Source organism: Pseudomonas sp. Marseille-Q1929 (genome assembly GCF_017316265.1).
GTDB lineage: Bacteria > Pseudomonadota > Gammaproteobacteria > Pseudomonadales > Pseudomonadaceae > Aquipseudomonas.
This window is the reverse complement of the sequence record NZ_JAFLWU010000014.1, coordinates 22,928-39,591: the sequence shown is the minus strand read 5'-3', so window position 1 is coordinate 39,591 and position 16,664 is coordinate 22,928. Positions and strand designations below refer to the sequence as shown.

Below are 16,664 nucleotides of genomic sequence, written 5' to 3'. Positions count from 1 at the left end.
AGGAAAAGTCCTACAGCTAAAACTGATACAAAAAACAAAGGAGCCCCTAGAGGCCCCTTGTTTGTAAAGCAACCGCCAAACGCTTACGCGTCAGGCGCAGCCTTGGCAGCCGGCTCACTGTTTTCGTAGATATACAGTGGCTTGGACTTGCCTTCTATGACGCTTTCGTCGATCACCACTTTACTCACCTCGGACTGCGAGGGGATTTCGTACATGGTGTCGAGCAATACGCCTTCGAGGATCGAACGCAGGCCACGTGCACCGGTCTTGCGCTCCAGTGCCCGCTTGGCCACCGATTTGAGCGCGTCGGTACGGAACTCGAGGTCCACGCCTTCCATTTCGAACAGCTTCGCGTATTGCTTGGTCAGGGCGTTCTTCGGCTCGGTGAGGATCTGAATCAAAGCAGCCTCATCCAGCTCGTCCAACGTCGCCAGGACCGGCAGACGGCCAACGAACTCCGGGATCAGACCGAACTTGACCAGATCGTCAGGCTCGACTTCACGCAGGGACTCGCCCACCTTCTTGCCTTCTTCCTTGCTGCGTACTTCTGCACCGAAACCAATGCCGCCACGGGTAGAACGCTGCTGGATGACCTTTTCGAGGCCGGAGAACGCGCCACCACAGATAAACAGGATGTTACGCGTATCAACCTGCAGGAATTCCTGCTGCGGGTGCTTGCGGCCGCCTTGTGGCGGTACGGAAGCGACCGTGCCTTCGATCAGTTTCAACAGGGCTTGCTGCACGCCTTCACCGGAAACGTCCCGGGTGATCGACGGGTTGTCGGACTTGCGCGAGATCTTGTCGATTTCGTCGATGTAGACAATACCCATCTGGGCCTTCTCTACGTCGTAGTCGCACTTCTGCAGCAGTTTCTGAATGATGTTCTCGACATCTTCACCCACGTAGCCAGCCTCGGTGAGGGTGGTGGCGTCGGCGATGGTGAACGGAACGTTCAGCAGGCGAGCGAGGGTTTCTGCAAGCAGGGTTTTACCCGAACCTGTAGGACCGATCAGCAAGATGTTGCTCTTGCCGAGTTCAACTTCGTCGCCTTTCTTGTCACGCTGGTTCAAGCGCTTGTAGTGGTTGTACACCGCTACGGCCAGAACCTTCTTTGCACGCTCTTGACCAATCACATACTGATCAAGGATGCCGCTGATTTCTTTAGGCGAAGGCAATTTATGCGCACTGCTCTCGGCCTGGGCTTCCTGCACCTCCTCGCGGATGATGTCATTGCACAGGTCGACGCACTCGTCGCAGATAAACACCGAGGGGCCGGCAATCAACTTGCGCACTTCATGCTGGCTTTTGCCGCAGAAGGAGCAATAGAGCAGCTTGCCGTTGTCCTCGCCGTTGCGGGTGTCAGTCATTCGTTCGATCCAAATCCGATAGGCTTGCAACACAAGATGAAGGCTTATGCGGGCTTTTTCAAGCCCGCAAGTGGTCGGACATGCCGACCAGCCCTATTTTGAGCGGCTTATATTAAGCGGGGCGCTTGTCGATCACAGCGTCGATCAACCCGTAATCACGTGCGGCTTCGGCGCTCATGAAGTTGTCACGGTTGGTGTCACGCTCGATCTCTTCCAAGGTGCGACCGCTGTGCTTGGCCATCAGCGTGTTGAGACGCTCACGAATAAAGAGGATTTCCTTGGCGTGAATCTCGATGTCCGATGCCTGGCCCTGGAAACCGCCCAGTGGCTGGTGAATCATCACACGCGAGTTAGGCAGGCAGAAACGCTTGCCCTCGGCACCTGCGGTCAGCAGGAATGCGCCCATGCTGCAGGCCTGGCCGATACAGGTGGTCGACACGTTTGGCTTGATGAACTGCATGGTGTCGTAGATCGACATACCCGCCGTTACCGAGCCGCCTGGGGAGTTGATGTAGAGATGGATGTCCTTGTCCGGGTTTTCCGCTTCAAGGAACAGCAGTTGCGCACAGATCAGGTTGGCCATGTAGTCCTCTACAGGGCCGACCAGGAAAATCACTCGCTCCTTGAGAAGACGCGAGTAGATGTCATAGGCGCGCTCGCCACGAGCAGACTGCTCGACAACCATCGGGACCAGGCCGCCAGCGGCCTGGATATCAGAGTTCTGCTGAATATAGGAATTACGGAACATGCTCTGCAGTTACTCCCAAATAGTCATGTCTTGAAAACGCATAAGCCAGCGCGAGGCTGGCTTATGGTTGTATTTCCAACGAGTTGGACAATCAGTCGGCTTGTGCTGCTTCCGCCGGTTTGACTGCTTCTTCGTAAGAGACCGCTTTATCGGTCACCTTAGCCTTCTGCAGAACAGTATCCACAACTTGTTCTTCCAGCACAACCGAACGTACTTCGTTCAGCTGCTGGTCGTTCTTGTAGTACCAAGCCACGACCTGCTCAGGCTCCTGGTAGGCCGAAGCCATTTCCTGGATCATTTCGCGAACGCGGTCTTCGTCAGGCTTGAGGTCGAACTGCTCAACCACTTTCGCCACGACCAGACCCAGCACAACGCGGCGCTTGGCTTGTTCTTCGAACAGCTCGGCCGGCAGTTGGTCAGGCTTGATGTTGCCACCGAACTGCTGAACCGCTTGAACGCGCAGGCGATCCACTTCGTTGGACAGCAGGGCCTTAGGCACTTCGATCGGGTTGGCGGCCAGCAGGCCGTCCATCACCTGGTTCTTCACCTTGGATTTGATCGCCTGGCGCAGTTCGCGCTCCATGTTCTTGCGAACTTCGGTGCGGAAACCTTCCAGGGTCGCTTCCTTGATGCCGAATTGAGCGAAGAACTCTTCGTTCAGCTCTGGCAGCTTAGGCTCGGAAACGCTGTTGACGGTCACGGTGAACTCGGCGGCTTTGCCAGCCAGGTCCAGGTTCTGGTAGTCAGCAGGGAAAGTCAGGTTCAGAACACGCTCTTCGCCAGCTTTAGCGCCTACCAGGCCGTCTTCGAAGCCAGGGATCATGCGGTTGGAGCCCAGCACCAGCTGAGTGCCCTTGGCGGAGCCGCCAGCGAATACTTCGCCGTCAACCTTGCCAACGAAATCGATGTTCAGTTGGTCTTCGTTCTGAGCGGCGCGATCGGTCACTTCAAAACGGGTGTTCTGCTTGCGCAGGATTTCCAGCATGTTGTCCAGGTCGGCATCAGCCACGTCAGCGCTCAGGCGCTCTACGGCGATACCATCGAAACCGGCAACTTCGAACTCTGGGAACACTTCGAATACGGCAACGTATTCCAGGTCCTTGCCAGCTTCCAGGGACTTAGGCTCGATGGAAGGCGAGCCAGCTGGTTTCAGGTTCTGCGCTTCTACGGCTTCGTAGAAGGAAGCCTGGATCACGTCACCCACAGCGTCCTGGCGCGCATCAGCACCAAAACGACGCTTGATTTCGCTCATCGGCACTTTGCCTGGACGGAAACCAGCGATCTTGGCCTTCTGGGCAGTCTGCTGCAGACGCTTGTTGACCGCAGTCTCAATACGCTCTGCCGGCACGGTAATGCTCAGGCGGCGCTCGATAGCAGTAGTATTTTCAACAGAAACTTGCATGGATATTCCTCGTTGCACAGACGTTAGCCGGCCATTTCCGACCCCAATCAAGGGCATGCATTCTAGAGGGTCAAACTCAAGAAGTCACCCTGCTGGAAATATGCCCGAAAACAGCCGGCAATTTATCGGTACGAAGGCACGGATGCACCTCGCCCCGGTGACAAATACATCCCATCACGCCAGGGCTCTGCGCCGCCCCTTCTATATATAGAAGGGGTCGCCATTCATTTCCCTGACGGCCCACCCTGCAAACAGGGCTGGCAGACAGCGCAGCATCATCGAGACACATAAATACGATGAAGCGCCCTGGCCTTGCGACCCAGAACCTGCAGCCGCCGAAAATCTGCACCGCTAAAACCAAAAAAGGCGCCAGACTGTTAAATCTGGCGCCTTTCGAATATGGGGTGGACGAAGGGGATCGAACCCTCGACAACGGGAGTCACAATCCCGTGCTCTACCAACTGAGCTACGCCCACCATATTGCATTAACAAAGAACTCAAACATCTTCTTTGTTGAACCTCACCTCACCTTGCGGCAGGGCGACGCCTTGAAATTGGTGCGGATGAAGAGACTCGAACTCTTACGCCTCGCGGCGCTGGAACCTAAATCCAGTGTGTCTACCAATTCCACCACATCCGCGCTTGAAGCTCTTAAAGCAAAGGCGCCAGACGTTTAATCTGGCGCCTTTTCAAAATATGGGGTGGACGAAGGGGATCGAACCCTCGACAACGGGAGTCACAATCCCGTGCTCTACCAACTGAGCTACGCCCACCATCTAACGCTACTTGTGCCAAAGCTGCCTAATGGCGCACCCGGCAGGACTCGAACCTGCGACCATCCGCTTAGAAGGCGGATGCTCTATCCAGCTGAGCTACGGGCGCCTTATTAATCTGTACTCTTGGAGGATTACAAACTAAGTGCTTCCAGCCTTGCAGAACAAACACGCTATTCTGCTCGACCTTCTTAACCAGTGCTAGGCTGTGCCCGACAAGTGCGACGAATAGTATAGACGCCTCGGAAAGCCGTCAAATCTTTTTTGAAAAAAATTCATTTTATTTAAGGGGTTAGGGCAATTTGCAGACCAAGCGCCTTTGCCCTCACGCCGTGGCATGCGAGAATGCGCACACATTTCTTCCCCCTCTCGATGGTTAATCACGCGTAATGACTGCACAACTTATCGACGGCAAATCAATCGCCGCCAGCCTGCGCCAGCAGATCGCCAAACGAGTCACCGAGCGTAGCCAGCAAGGCTTGCGCACGCCTGGCCTCGCGGTGATCCTGGTCGGCAGCGATCCTGCCTCTCAGGTTTATGTCTCGCACAAGCGTAAAGACTGTGAAGAGGTCGGCTTTATTTCCAAGGCCTACGACTTGCCTTCCGACACCACCCAACAGGCCCTGACCGACCTGATCGACAGCCTGAATGACGACCCGGCCATCGACGGCATCCTGTTGCAATTGCCGCTGCCCGAGCACCTGGACGCGTCCAAGCTGCTGGAGCGCATCCGCCCGGACAAGGACGTTGACGGTTTCCACCCTTATAACGTCGGCCGCCTCGCCCAGCGCATTCCGCTGCTGCGCCCGTGCACGCCCAAAGGCATCATGACCTTGCTGGAAAGCACCGGTGTGGATCTGTACGGCCTCGACGCCGTGGTGGTCGGCGCGTCCAACATTGTCGGGCGCCCGATGGCCATGGAACTGCTGCTGGCGGGTTGCACCGTCACCGTGACCCACCGCTTTACCAAAGACCTCGCCGGCCACGTCGGCCGTGCTGACCTGGTGGTGGTTGCCGCCGGCAAGCCGGGCCTGGTGAAAGGTGAGTGGATCAAGGAAGGTGCCATCGTCATCGACGTCGGCATCAACCGCCAGGAAGACGGCAAGCTGGTGGGCGACGTGGTGTACGACACCGCCCTGCCCCGTGCCGGCTGGATCACACCGGTCCCAGGCGGCGTAGGCCCGATGACCCGTGCCTGCCTGCTGGAAAACACGCTGTACGCGGCCGAAACACTGCACGGCTGATAACCGGCAGCCATGAAAAAGCCCTGCACTCACGCAGGGCTTTTTTATTGCCGGCAGAAAACCCGCCACGATGCCCCAGGATCAGGCGCTCGAAGCAGCAACCGCAGCCTCATCAATAAACGCGGCCACCTCGGCGGGCCTGGTTGCCAGCGAAGCGTGGCTGGTCGCCAAGGTAATCGTGCCCCGGGGTTTGAGCCTTGCCGCCATCAGCCGCTGGTTTTCAGGATGGATCATCCGGTCGTCGCTGGACACTTGATACCAGGACGGCTTCTTCTTCCAGGCAGGCGCCGTGATCGTATCGCCAAAGGTGCTGGCAAGCGGTGCCTTTTGCGTAACCGCCATGACCAACGCCTCGTCGGCAGGCAGATCCTGGCAGAAGCTCTCAGGGTATTTATCCTGTTTTACCCACAGGTACCCGTCGCTGTCAGGCTCAAGGTTCGCTGCGCCCTGGGGCAGGTTGCGCTGGGTGATTTCGCCCGGGCTCTCCCCGGCATCCGGGGCGAAGGCCGCTATATAGACCAACCCGATGACATTGGGTTGGTCGCCCGCTTCGGTAATGACCGCGCCCCCATACGAATGCCCCACCAGCAGTACTGGCCCTTTTTGCTGGGCAATCATTTTGCGCGTACGTTCAGCATCGTCGGCCAGTGAGGTCAGCGGCATCTCGACCGCCCGTATGGCCGTATAACCCTTGCGATTCAGCTCAACAATCACTTTGCTCCAGTGCGCCGCACCACCCCAAAACCCGTGCACAAGCAAAATCGTCGGTTTATTACTCATTGCTGGAACTCCGCTGTCAGTGAAAAGGATCCGCAGAGTGGAGCAGTGTCGAGCCGTCCAACCATGACTTCAGGCACCCGACTGCAGACGTTTTTGGGTGTGTTCATTAAAGCTCAACTACGTACGATTGCATGCAGCGCGAACCGGCCACCTGACTGCACGCTCCCAACCGCTACAAAATCGGTACAAACCCTACCAATCATCGTCTTACAGCCTTTATTTAAAGGCTCTCTATCGTTTTCTGATCCATACTCCTAAAATGTAACGGCATTTGTCACAAAACCCGTTTGCCAACGGTATTTCCTTACTTTTTAGCGAGTTCATCCGCGTGAAAATTCGTCTCTCTATTGCCAGCCTATTTTTTGTCTTTACAGGCACTTTCGCCCACGCCGCCGAAACCACCCAGGCGCCGCGTGACACGTCCAAACTGCAAATCGCCTCCGGCAGCGCCATGCTGGTGGACTTGCAGACCAACAAAGTCATCTACTCCAGCAACCCCGACGTGGTGGTGCCTATCGCCTCGGTGAGCAAACTGATGACTGGCCTGGTGGTGCTCGAAGCCAAGCAGAACATGGACGAATACATCGACATCAACATCAAGGACACGCCGGAAATGAAAGGCGTGTTCTCCCGCGTGAAGATCGGCAGCGAAATGCCGCGTAAAGAAATGCTGCTGATCGCCCTGATGTCCTCGGAAAACCGCGCCGCTGCCAGCCTGGCCCACCACTACCCGGGCGGCTACCCGGCGTTTATCGCGGCGATGAACGCCAAGGCCAAGGCGCTGGGCATGACCAGCACCCACTATGTCGAGCCCACCGGCCTGTCGATCCACAACGTGTCCACCGCCCGTGACCTCAGCAAGCTGCTGGCCGCCGCGCGCCATTACCCGCTGCTCAGCCAGTTGAGCACCACCAAGGAAAAGACGGTTTCGTTCCGCAAACCCAACTACACCCTGGGCTTCTCCAACACCGACCACCTGATCAACCGTGCCAACTGGGACATCAAGCTGACCAAGACCGGCTTCACCAACCAGGCCGGCCACTGCCTGGTGCTGGTGACCAGCATGGGTAACCGTCCGGTGTCGCTGGTGATCCTCGATGCGTTCGGCAAATTCACCCACTTCGCCGATGCAAGCCGGATTCGCAATTGGGTCGAGACGGGCAAGAGTGGTTCGGTGCCGGATGTCGCGTTGCGCTACAAGGCTGACAAGAACCTGAAGAATCGGCCGAATGCGGCTGAAGTGCGCCGCTAAAAGAATCTGAGAGCTGCTTTGTGTGGGAGCGGGCTTGTGTGGGAGCGGGCTTGCTCGCGAAGACGGTGTGTCAGTTACAGGCATTTCAACTGACCCACCGCATTCGCGAGCAAGCCCGCTCCCACACAAAGCCCGCTCGCCTATGAGATCTCGGGTGTTGCCTGTTACTTGGTTTCCGCCAACACCTTAAGCGCCTGCGCCGCCGCCCGCTCCTGCCCGGCCTGGGCCGTGGCATTCGCCGCCTCACGCCAGCGCTGCGCATCGACCTTGGCCGGCAACTGGCTGGGCCGCTGGGTGAGGATCGCCCAACTCCCGGCGCTCTTCCACTTCGATTCAAACTCGCTGAAGCTCATCAACAGGCGCCGGTCCATTCCGGAGCGCAGCAGCACCGTGCTTTTCTGCTGATTGAAGCCCACCACGACCACGTACCGTGCGTCCGACCACAGGCTCCCGCCAATCCGCGCCATCACCGGGTAACCGGCTGCAACCTGTGCCAGCACCGCCGTCAACTGGGGATCCAGCGGATACACCATCAGCCCGTACTCACGCGCCAGCACCTGCATGTTGCGCTCCAGGTCCGCCTCGCCACCGGGCAAGCGCAGTGGCTTATCCAACAAGCCCGGTGTCATGACAATGCCTTGTTGCGACAGCATGCTGGCTAGTGCCGCAGGGCCACTTTGATAAGCCTCGCTGCGAAAGGTCGGCACGCCATTGAGCTCGACCCGCTCCGGCAGGCCCGGCAGTTTCGAGGGGCTGCCGGAACAGGCCGCAAGCCCGAGGGCACAGGCCAGCAACACGGATGTTTTCACGTTCGACCGTAACCGCAATTTTTTACTCTCTTGATCAACTGCCGGTAAGGGTCCTGATCATAGGGCGCCGCGCCACGCGGGTATAGCCTCAAGCGTCAGTAAAGGGCCTGGGATAGAGCAAAGAAGTTGGACAGACTCGACCATTGGTCAATAGCAGGCAACCGCCAGGTAGCTAGACTGTCCATTGAGAAGACTGTGTATGCCCCATCGGGGCGAAAGGAGGCCCGTATGAGCCTTGCAACAACGATTTTCATGTTGGTCTGCGGTTGGCTGGCAGTAGCCGGCGCCATGTTGTGGGGGGTGTTGCGCATCACGCGCCGCCACCATCACCCCCACGTCGTCAAACCGGCCAAGCCCCTCAAGGCCGCCGTGCATCACGCCTAGCCGGGCATGCAGTTGAAGTCCTGGGTCGCCGCGACTTCCTTGCCATGCGCATCCATCAGGGATGCGCGCACGGTGGTGCCCAGGCTCGACTCCACCAGGGTGTAGTGCTCACCCGCCTTGAAATCCTTGTACTCGACCCGGCCCTGGCAGTCCTGCTGGTTGTCGTCGCCTGGCTCCTCTTCGAATAGCGTCACGTCCAATCGATGGGCGCCCGGCGGCACTTCAAAAAAGCGTCCGTCGTCCACGCGCTTGCCATCCAGGCGCTCGGCCATCAGGTCATTCGGCGCCTCTTCCTTCAAACCAATCCACGCCTCGCTCGGGTCCGCCTTGGGGATCGGGCCGGCGCACGCCGACAACAACAAGACGGCGCCGAGGGCGGGAATCAACAACAAAGGTTTAAGTGACATGGCAGGGCTCCAAAAAAAGGACGACGTGTCCGATGGAGCACAAGCTTGGAGAGCGACCCTGTGTAGAACAAATGAATACAGATGAAACGATCTTCAGGCCCTCCCTAAATGTTCCTTCACCTGGCTGAAAGGTGCGTGTTAGGTGGGTCGGGCAAGACTGCCGGGGTTTGCAATCCTGCTCCAATGGAGGTTCACGCATGCTCGGGCTGGTAAAGACCGCACTGCACAAGCCGTACACGTTTATCGTGTTGGCCATATTCATCTGCATCATCGGGCCGATGGCGGCCCTGCGAACCCCCACGGATGTGTTTCCCGATATCGGCATCCCCGTGGTCGCCGTGGTCTGGCAGTACAACGGCTTGTCGCCGGATGCCATGGCCGGGCGGGTGATCTACACCTATGAACGCTCCCTGAGCACCACCGTCAACGACATCGAACATATCGAATCGCAATCGCTGCCTGGCATGGGCATCGTCAAGATCTTCTTCCAGCCCGGCGTCGACATCCGCACCGCCAATGCCCAAGTGACGGCCGTGTCACAAACCGTGCTCAAGCAAATGCCGCCGGGCATCACACCGCCGCTGATCCTCAACTACAGCGCCTCCACGGTGCCGATCCTGCAACTGGCGTTCTCCAGCCCGAGCCTGTCGGAAGCGAAGATCCGCGATCTGGTGCAGAACAATATCCGCCTGCCGTTAAGCGCCCTGCCCGGCCTGGCCATGCCCACGCCCATGGGCGGCAAGCAACGCCAGATCACCCTCGACCTCGACCCGCAGGCGCTCGCCGCCAAAGGCTTGTCGGCCCAGGACGTGGGCAACGCCCTGGCCCTGCAAAACCAGATCATCCCGGTGGGCACCGCCAAACTCGGCCCCAACGAATACACGATCCTGCTCAACAACAGCCCCAAGGCGATCGACGAGCTCAACGACCTGCCGATCAAGACCGTGGATGGCGCGCTGATCACCATCGGCCAAGTGGCACACGTGCGTGACGGCTCGCCTCCGCAAACCAACATCGTGCGCGTCGACGGCCACCGCGCCGTGCTGATGCCGGCGCTGAAAAACGGCAGCATCTCCACCCTGTCGATCATCGACGGCATCCGCCAGATGCTGCCGCGCATTGACGAGACCCTGCCGCCGTCGCTGAAGACCTCGCTGCTGGGCGACGCCTCGGTATTCGTCAAGCAATCGGTGGGCAGCGTGGCCCAGGAAGGCATCATCGCCGCCCTGCTGACCAGTGCGATGATCCTGCTGTTCCTCGGCAGTTGGCGTTCGACGCTGATTATCGCCGCGTCCATTCCCCTGGCCGTGCTGTCGGCCATCGCGCTGCTCGCCGTCAGCGGGCAAACCCTCAACGTGATGACCCTCGGCGGGCTGGCGCTGGCGGTGGGGATCTTGGTGGACGACGCCACCGTGACCATCGAAAACATCAACTGGCACCTGGAACAAGGCAAGTCGGTAAAAACCGCAATCCTCGATGGCGCCGCGCAAATTGTCGGCCCGGCGTTCGTCTCGCTGCTGTGCATCTGCATCGTGTTCGTGCCGATGTTCATGCTGCAAGGCATCGCTGGGTACCTGTTCCGCCCCATGGCGCTGGCGGTGATCTTTGCCATGGCCAGTTCGTTCATCCTTTCGCGAACGCTGGTGCCGACGCTGGCGATGTTCCTGCTCAAGCCGCATACGCCGGAGCAAGGCGCGGGGCATCACCCGGAAGATGAATTCATCAACCACCACGAGGGCGAGCAACACGCCAAACCGCGGCATGCCGCGCTGCAAGCGGTGCTGAATTTCCAGCAGGGTTTCGAGCGCCACTTCTCGAATATCCGCGACACCTACCACGGCCTGCTGCTGTTGGCGCTGGGCAAGCGCAAGCGCTTTATCGTCGGTTTCCTCGCCTGCGTGCTCGCGTCGTTCCTGCTGCTGCCGAGCCTGGGCCAGGATTTCTTCCCCGCCACCGACGCCGGCGCCCTGGCCCTTCACGTGCGTTTGCCCTTGGGCACGCGCATCGAAGAAAGCGCCGCCGCCTTCGACCGCATCGAAGCGCGGATTCGTGAGGTGATCCCCAGCGCTGAACTCGACACCATCGTCGACAACATTGGCATTCCCCTCAGCGGCATCGACATGGCCTACAGCAGCAGCGGCACCATCGGCCCGCAGGATGGCGATATCCAGGTCACCCTGAAAAAGGACCATGCACCCACCGCCGACTACGTGAAAAAACTGCGTGAAGCGCTGCCGCAAAGCTTCCCCGGCAGCCACTTCGCGTTCCTGCCCGCAGACATCAGCAGCCAGATCCTCAACTTCGGCGCCCCGGCCCCGCTGGACGTGAAAATCTCCGGGCGCAACGATGCCGAAAACCGTGCCTACGCAGTGGAGCTGGAACGCCGCCTGCAACACGTACCCGGCATCGCCGACCTGCGTATCCAGCAATCCACCGGCTACCCGTCGCTGCAAGTCAATGTGGACCGCCTGCGCGCCAACGGCCTGGGCATCACCGAGCGCGACGTGACCAACAGCATGGTCGCATCCCTGGCGGGCAGCTCGCAGACGGCGCCGACCTTCTGGCTCAACCCGGCCAACGGCGTGTCGTACTCCATCGTCGCGGCGACGCCGCAATACCGTCTCGACAGCCTGCCGTCGCTGGAAGCCCTGCCGGTGACCGGCGCCGACGGCCAGTCGCAGATCCTCGGCGGCGTGGCGAGTATTTCCCGCGTGCAAAGCCCAGCGGTGGTGACCCACTACAACATCGAGCCGACCCTGGACCTGTACGCCAACGTGCAAGGCCGCGACCTCGGCGGCGTGGCACGCGACGTACAAAAAGTGCTGGATGACACCGCTGCGATGCGCCCCAAAGGCGCGACCATCAGCCTGCATGGACAGATCGACGCCCTGCATGAAGCCTTCAGCGGTTTGAGCCTGGGCCTGCTCGGCGCCGTGGTGCTGATCTACCTGCTGATCGTGGTCAACTTCCAGTCGTGGGCCGACCCGTTTGTGATCATCACCGCACTGCCGGCCGCACTCGCGGGCATCGTGTGGATGCTGTTCCTCAGCGGCACCTCGCTGTCGGTGCCGGCCCTCACCGGCGCCATCCTCTGCATGGGCGTGGCCACCGCCAACTCGATCCTGGTGGTGAGCTTCTGCCGTGAACGCCTGGCCGAGCATGGCGATGCGCTCAAGGCAGCGATGGAGGCCGGCTACACGCGCTTCCGTCCGGTGTGCATGACCGCCCTGGCGATGATCATCGGCATGCTGCCGCTGGCCCTTTCCGAAGAACAAAACGCCCCCCTCGGCCGGGCGGTGATCGGTGGCCTGATCTTCGCCACCGTCGCCACCCTATTGTTTGTCCCCGTGGTCTTCAGCCTGGTCCACGGCCGCCACCCTACTCGCGCAGTTGCCGGAGAAACCCCACATGTCGTCTGATCACAAACCCTCGCGCAAGCGTCTGATGCTCCTGGGTGTCGGCGGCCTCACCCTGGCCGCCCTGCTGGTCGCCAACGGCCTGCATGCCCGCACCTTGCATGAACAATCGGTCACCGCCTGGACGGAGACCGCCGCCGTCCCGCAGGTGCTGGTGCTGCAACCGCAACGGAACACGGCTGGCGATACCCTGCGCTTGCCCGCGCACCTGGAAGCCTGGAGCAAGGCGCCGATCCATGCCCGGGTCAGCGGCTACTTGAAGGACTGGAAAGCCGACATCGGCACCCAGGTCAAAGCCGGGCAAATCCTCGCTGAAATCGACAGCCCAGACCTCGACCAGCAACTGGCGCAAACCCACGCCCGGCTGATCCAGGAACAGGCCAACGCGCGCCTGGCCGAAACCACCGCCACGCGCTGGCAAAACCTGTTGGCCAGCCACTCGGTGTCACGCCAGGAGGCCGATGAAAAAACCTCCAACGCTGCCGCCGCGAAGGCCAACGCCGAGGCCGCCGCTGCCGACTACGCGCGGTTGTCGGCGCTGGAAGGCTACAAGACGATCCGCGCACCGTTCGCCGGCACCATCACCGCGCGCAACACCGATATCGGCCAGTTGATCAAGGCCGACACCGACAGCGACCCGGAGCTGTTCAACCTCGCCGACACCCACCAGTTGCGCCTGTACGTGCCGGTGCCGCAAAACTACGCGGCGGTCATCCACCCCGGCCTGGAAGCCGAATTGACCGTGCCTGAGCATCCTGGTGAACACTTCAAGGCCCGCCTGATCGGCGACTCCACCGCCATCGACCGACGCTCCGGCACCCTGCTCGCGCAGTTCGTCGCCGACAACCCCAACGGCGAATTGCTGCCCGGTGACTACGCCGAAGCGACCTTGCCGATTCCAGCCGACACCCATGGCGTGAGCATTCCCGCCAGCGCCTTGATCTTCCGCGCCCAGGGCACGCAAGTCGCCGTACTCGACGGACACAACCATGTGCACCTGCAAACCATCCATATCGGCCTCGACCTCGGCGAACGCCTGGTGATCGACCAGGGCCTCAAGCCCGCCGATCGCGTGATCGACAACCCGCCCGACGCCCTGCGCGAAGGTGACCCGGTGCAATTGGCCGACACCGCGGGAGGTGCCCATGCGCCCAAGGCTTAAACCCCTCGCGGCCCTGCTGTTGCTGGCGCTGCAAGGTTGCTCCATGGCGCCCACCTACCAAGTGCCAACCGTTGACCTGCCCGCCGGCTATCGTGAACAGACCAGCGACGGCCCGTGGCACAGCGCGCAGCCGTCCGACCAGTTGGCGCCCGCATGGTGGACGCTCTACAACGACCCGCGCCTGAGTGAACTGCAACAGCAGCTGCTCAAGGCCAACCCGGACCTGGCGGCGGCGCTGGCGCACTTCGATGCCTCCCAGGCGTACGCCAGCCAACTGCATGCCGGGTTGTTCCCGCAAATCAATGCCAGTGCGCAGCCGCTGCGCCAACGCCAATCGGACGCGCGGCCCCTGCGTGGCACCACGCAGCCGTCGGTCTATAACAGCAACACCGCAGGGTTTTCCCTGAGCTACGACCTGGACCTGTGGGGCAAGGTCCGCAACCAGGTCGCAGCGGGCGATGCCCAGGCGCAAGCGGCCGGCGACGACTTGGCAGTGGCGCGCTTGAGCTTGCAACAGCAATTGGCGAGCTTGTATGTGCAGCTCAACGGGCTGGATGCGCAGGCGCGGATTCTCGAGGGTTCACTGGAGGATTATCGCCAGGCGCTGCAACTGACGCGCAGCCGCTACGAGGGCCAGATCGCCTCCGAACTGGACCTGACCCGCGCGCAAAACCAGCTGGCTGAAGCCAAGGCGCAATGGGATGACGTGCGCGGGCAACGCAACCTGACCGAACATGCAATTGGCGAACTCGTGGGCGTGGCGGCCAGCACCTTCAGCCTGGCGCCGAGTGCGCAGCTGCTCGTACTACCGGGCATTCCTGCACAGCTGCCGAGCCACCTGTTGCAACGTCGCCCGGACATTGCGGCGGCCGAGCGGCGCGTGTTTGCGGCCAACGCCAACATCGGCGTGGCCAAGGCGGCGTGGTACCCGGACTTCAGCTTGAACGGGTTGATCGGCGGGCAGACGCAAGGCGTCGGCAACCTGCTGTCGGCGAGTAATCGCTATTGGGCGCTGGGGCCGCTGGTCAACCTGCCGATCTTCGATGGCGGACGCTTGAGCGCCAATGAGCGCCAGGCCAAGGCCGAATTCGAAGAGGCCTCGGCGCAGTACCGCAGCCGCGTGTTGAAAGCCCTGCGCGAAGTGGAGGACAACCTCGCCCAACTGCGCGACTTGCAGCAGCAAGCCGAGGATGAACAGGCGGCGGCGGATGCGGCGCAGCACACCCAGGCATTGGCAATGAACAGCTATCAGGCGGGCGCCGTGAGTTACCTGGATGTAGTGACGGCGCAGACCGCCGCCTTGCAGGCGCAACGGACCTTACAGGCCGTGCAGACGCGCCAGTTGCAGGCGAGTATCGGCTTAGTGGCCGCGCTGGGAGGTGGCTGGCAACGAGACTGACGACACGCCCTCACCGCCGTCGCCCTTGCCACCCACCGGGGCGGTGGAGGACTATGCCACTACGCACAGGACAGGTTAGCGGTGAGGGATCAGTGGCAAAGTATTCAGAGTTGGCCCGTCTGCTGCGCAGCAGAATAGAAATGGGCATGTACCAGGCGGGGCAACGCCTTCCCTCCGTGCGCATGTTGAGCGCAGAACACGGCGTCAGCCTGGGCACCGTCCAGCAGGCCTATCGCCTGCTGGAAGAAGAAGGCCTGGCATCACCCGCGCCCAAGTCCGGCCACTTCGTCACCCGCAGGCAAAACCTGCACCTGTTGCCGACCATGCGCGCCATCGAAAAAAACCCCCTCGATATCCTGGAGTGGGATGAAATCTACAAGGTGACCACCAGCACCCCGGATGAACGGGTGCTGCAACTGGGCAGAGGCATGCCCCACGTTGACACACCGACCTTGAAGCCCCTGATGAAAAGCCTGAGCCACGAGGCCAAACGCTGGCAAAAGGACGGGCTCAACTATGAAAACATCAAAGGCAACCTGGAATTAAGGACGCAAGTCAGTCGCTTGATTATCGATTCCGGCTGCCTGGTCGACCCCGAAGAAATCATCATCACCACCGGCTGCCAGGAAGCCCTGATGTGTTCCATACGGGCCATTTGCAGCCAGGGGGATATTGTTGTCGTCGAGTCACCGAGCTTTCACGGGGCGATACAGACCCTCAAGGTCTGCGGCATCAAAGTCATTGAAGTGCCCACCCATCCGCTAACGGGCATCTGCCTGGAATCACTGGAACTGATCGCGCAGCGCTGGCCGATTCGCGCGGTACTGGTCAACCCGAACTGCAACAACCCGCTGGGTTATGTCATGCCGGATGAGCGCAAGGAAACCCTGGTGGCACTGTCCAGGACCTTCGGCTTTTTTATCATCGAAGATGACACCTACGGCGACCTTACGTACCCGTACCCGCGCCCCAAAACCATCAAGTCCCTCGACGCCGAGGGCCAGATCATCCTCTGTGGCTCTTTCTCAAAAACACTCGCGCCGGGGCTGCGGGTGGGCTGGGTGGTGCCCGGCAAAATCTACGACAAAGTGCTGCATATCAAATACACCAGCTCCGGCGCCACGGCCACCGCGAACCAACGCGCCATTGCCGAGTTCATGGGCAAGGGCCTGTACCAGATCCATCTGCGGCGAATGCGCGCCAACTACAAGGCCAACCGCGAGTTGATGACCAGTTGGATCTCCAAATACTTCAACCCGAGCATTCGGATCAGCCGGCCCCAAGGCGGGTATTTCCTGTGGATGGAGCTGCCGGACGGCGTGTCGGCCTATGAACTCAGCGACTACCTGATGCAACACAACATACAAATTGCCACCGGAAAAATATTCTCCTCTTCCGGCAAGTATGAAAACTGCATCCGCATCAACTACGGCGGCGCCCTCGATGACCGGGTCGAAGAAGCGATCAAGATGATCGGCAAACGGGTAATGGACCTGAGCGTTTCCAACATGCTGCGCTAGT

13 protein-coding genes and 4 tRNA genes are annotated in these 16,664 nt (G+C 60.4%); 7 read left to right on the top strand and 10 right to left on the bottom strand.

Translation table 11 applies throughout. The features are described from left to right. Nucleotides 1-83: 83 nt before the first annotated feature. From clpX to J1G37_RS16390, 7 genes are all read right to left on the bottom strand, one after another. Nucleotides 84-1,367 carry an ATP-dependent Clp protease ATP-binding subunit ClpX gene (gene clpX, locus J1G37_RS16420; protein ID WP_017136464.1) on the bottom strand — a complete coding sequence of 428 codons (1,284 nt, stop codon included), beginning with the start codon at nucleotides 1,365-1,367 and terminating at the stop codon, nucleotides 84-86. Between the two features lie 112 nt (nucleotides 1,368-1,479). After that, on the bottom strand, nucleotides 1,480-2,115 hold the full coding sequence (gene clpP / locus J1G37_RS16415; RefSeq protein ID WP_017736926.1) for an ATP-dependent Clp endopeptidase proteolytic subunit ClpP: 636 nt from the start codon (nucleotides 2,113-2,115) through the stop codon (nucleotides 1,480-1,482). A gap of 91 nt (nucleotides 2,116-2,206) precedes the next feature. Then, nucleotides 2,207-3,517, bottom strand: coding sequence for a trigger factor (gene tig / locus J1G37_RS16410; RefSeq protein WP_207043376.1), 1,311 nt, complete (start codon nucleotides 3,515-3,517; stop codon nucleotides 2,207-2,209). Nucleotides 3,518-3,917: 400 nt separating this feature from the next. Then, a tRNA-His gene (locus J1G37_RS16405) sits at nucleotides 3,918-3,993 on the bottom strand. A gap of 79 nt (nucleotides 3,994-4,072) precedes the next feature. Further along, a tRNA-Leu gene (locus J1G37_RS16400) sits at nucleotides 4,073-4,157 on the bottom strand. A 57-nt stretch (nucleotides 4,158-4,214) separates the two neighbouring features. After that, nucleotides 4,215-4,290: transfer RNA gene (locus J1G37_RS16395), tRNA-His, on the bottom strand. A 32-nt stretch (nucleotides 4,291-4,322) separates the two neighbouring features. Then, nucleotides 4,323-4,399: transfer RNA gene (locus J1G37_RS16390), tRNA-Arg, on the bottom strand. Between the two features lie 280 nt (nucleotides 4,400-4,679). On the opposite strand from J1G37_RS16390, the gene folD reads away from it, so the two are divergent. Further along, complete coding sequence (gene folD / locus J1G37_RS16385; RefSeq protein WP_207043375.1) at nucleotides 4,680-5,534, top strand: bifunctional methylenetetrahydrofolate dehydrogenase/methenyltetrahydrofolate cyclohydrolase FolD; 855 nt, start codon at nucleotides 4,680-4,682, stop codon at nucleotides 5,532-5,534. A gap of 81 nt (nucleotides 5,535-5,615) precedes the next feature. On the opposite strand, the gene J1G37_RS16380 is transcribed toward folD, so the two are convergent. Further along, nucleotides 5,616-6,314, bottom strand: coding sequence for an alpha/beta hydrolase (locus J1G37_RS16380; RefSeq protein WP_207043373.1), 699 nt, complete (start codon nucleotides 6,312-6,314; stop codon nucleotides 5,616-5,618). 328 nt (nucleotides 6,315-6,642) lie between these two features. Here J1G37_RS16380 and pbpG point away from each other — a divergent pair, with 328 nt between their 5' ends. Next, nucleotides 6,643-7,566: a D-alanyl-D-alanine endopeptidase gene (gene pbpG, locus J1G37_RS16375; protein ID WP_124528849.1), complete on the top strand. Its 924-nt coding sequence runs from the start codon at nucleotides 6,643-6,645 to the stop codon at nucleotides 7,564-7,566. A gap of 164 nt (nucleotides 7,567-7,730) precedes the next feature. Here the strand turns inward: pbpG and J1G37_RS16370 are convergent, their stop codons facing one another. After that, nucleotides 7,731-8,393 carry a peptidase C39 family protein gene (locus tag J1G37_RS16370; protein ID WP_207043363.1) on the bottom strand — a complete coding sequence of 221 codons (663 nt, stop codon included), beginning with the start codon at nucleotides 8,391-8,393 and terminating at the stop codon, nucleotides 7,731-7,733. A 210-nt stretch (nucleotides 8,394-8,603) separates the two neighbouring features. On the opposite strand from J1G37_RS16370, the gene J1G37_RS16365 reads away from it, so the two are divergent. Continuing rightward, nucleotides 8,604-8,759 carry a hypothetical protein gene (locus J1G37_RS16365; RefSeq protein ID WP_177414128.1) on the top strand — a complete coding sequence of 52 codons (156 nt, stop codon included), beginning with the start codon at nucleotides 8,604-8,606 and terminating at the stop codon, nucleotides 8,757-8,759. Here the strand turns inward: J1G37_RS16365 and J1G37_RS16360 are convergent. Then, nucleotides 8,756-9,166 (bottom strand): hypothetical protein, encoded by a 411-nt coding sequence (locus J1G37_RS16360; protein WP_207043362.1) that lies wholly within the window; start codon nucleotides 9,164-9,166, stop codon nucleotides 8,756-8,758. The two genes, J1G37_RS16365 and J1G37_RS16360, sit on opposite strands and share 4 nt — an antisense overlap. Before the next feature lie 197 nt (nucleotides 9,167-9,363). Between J1G37_RS16360 and J1G37_RS16355 the strand changes: the two genes are divergently transcribed. The 4 genes from J1G37_RS16355 (at nucleotide 9,364) to J1G37_RS16340 (ending at nucleotide 16,663) form a co-directional block, all read left to right on the top strand. Then, nucleotides 9,364-12,585 carry an efflux RND transporter permease subunit gene (locus tag J1G37_RS16355; RefSeq protein WP_207043360.1) on the top strand — a complete coding sequence of 1,074 codons (3,222 nt, stop codon included), beginning with the start codon at nucleotides 9,364-9,366 and terminating at the stop codon, nucleotides 12,583-12,585. After that, the gene (locus tag J1G37_RS16350; protein WP_207043358.1) at nucleotides 12,575-13,744 is read left to right on the top strand and encodes an efflux RND transporter periplasmic adaptor subunit; all 1,170 of its coding nucleotides are present in this window, start codon (nucleotides 12,575-12,577) and stop codon (nucleotides 13,742-13,744) included. Before J1G37_RS16355 ends, J1G37_RS16350 begins: the two co-directional genes overlap by 11 nt. Continuing rightward, on the top strand, nucleotides 13,728-15,143 hold the full coding sequence (locus J1G37_RS16345) for an efflux transporter outer membrane subunit (protein ID WP_207043354.1): 1,416 nt from the start codon (nucleotides 13,728-13,730) through the stop codon (nucleotides 15,141-15,143). Before J1G37_RS16350 ends, J1G37_RS16345 begins: the two co-directional genes overlap by 17 nt. Before the next feature lie 92 nt (nucleotides 15,144-15,235). Beyond that, complete coding sequence (locus J1G37_RS16340; protein WP_347402350.1) at nucleotides 15,236-16,663, top strand: PLP-dependent aminotransferase family protein; 1,428 nt, start codon at nucleotides 15,236-15,238, stop codon at nucleotides 16,661-16,663. The last annotated feature ends 1 nt before the right edge of the window (nucleotide 16,664 follow it).

What these genes read in the sequence shown, in the direction of transcription:
- J1G37_RS16360 (WP_207043362.1), bottom strand. Translation starts at nt 9,166, where the DNA reads ATGTCACTTAAACCTTTGTTGTTGATTCCCGCCCTCGGCGCCGTCTTG.
- clpP (WP_017736926.1), bottom strand. Translation starts at nt 2,115, where the DNA reads ATGTTCCGTAATTCCTATATTCAGCAGAACTCTGATATCCAGGCCGCT.
- folD (WP_207043375.1), top strand. Translation starts at nt 4,680, where the DNA reads ATGACTGCACAACTTATCGACGGCAAATCAATCGCCGCCAGCCTGCGC.
- tig (WP_207043376.1), bottom strand. Translation starts at nt 3,517, where the DNA reads ATGCAAGTTTCTGTTGAAAATACTACTGCTATCGAGCGCCGCCTGAGC.
- J1G37_RS16365 (WP_177414128.1), top strand. Translation starts at nt 8,604, where the DNA reads ATGAGCCTTGCAACAACGATTTTCATGTTGGTCTGCGGTTGGCTGGCA.
- J1G37_RS16350 (WP_207043358.1), top strand. Translation starts at nt 12,575, where the DNA reads ATGTCGTCTGATCACAAACCCTCGCGCAAGCGTCTGATGCTCCTGGGT.
- J1G37_RS16380 (WP_207043373.1), bottom strand. Translation starts at nt 6,314, where the DNA reads ATGAGTAATAAACCGACGATTTTGCTTGTGCACGGGTTTTGGGGTGGT.
- clpX (WP_017136464.1), bottom strand. Translation starts at nt 1,367, where the DNA reads ATGACTGACACCCGCAACGGCGAGGACAACGGCAAGCTGCTCTATTGC.
- J1G37_RS16345 (WP_207043354.1), top strand. Translation starts at nt 13,728, where the DNA reads ATGCGCCCAAGGCTTAAACCCCTCGCGGCCCTGCTGTTGCTGGCGCTG.
- J1G37_RS16355 (WP_207043360.1), top strand. Translation starts at nt 9,364, where the DNA reads ATGCTCGGGCTGGTAAAGACCGCACTGCACAAGCCGTACACGTTTATC.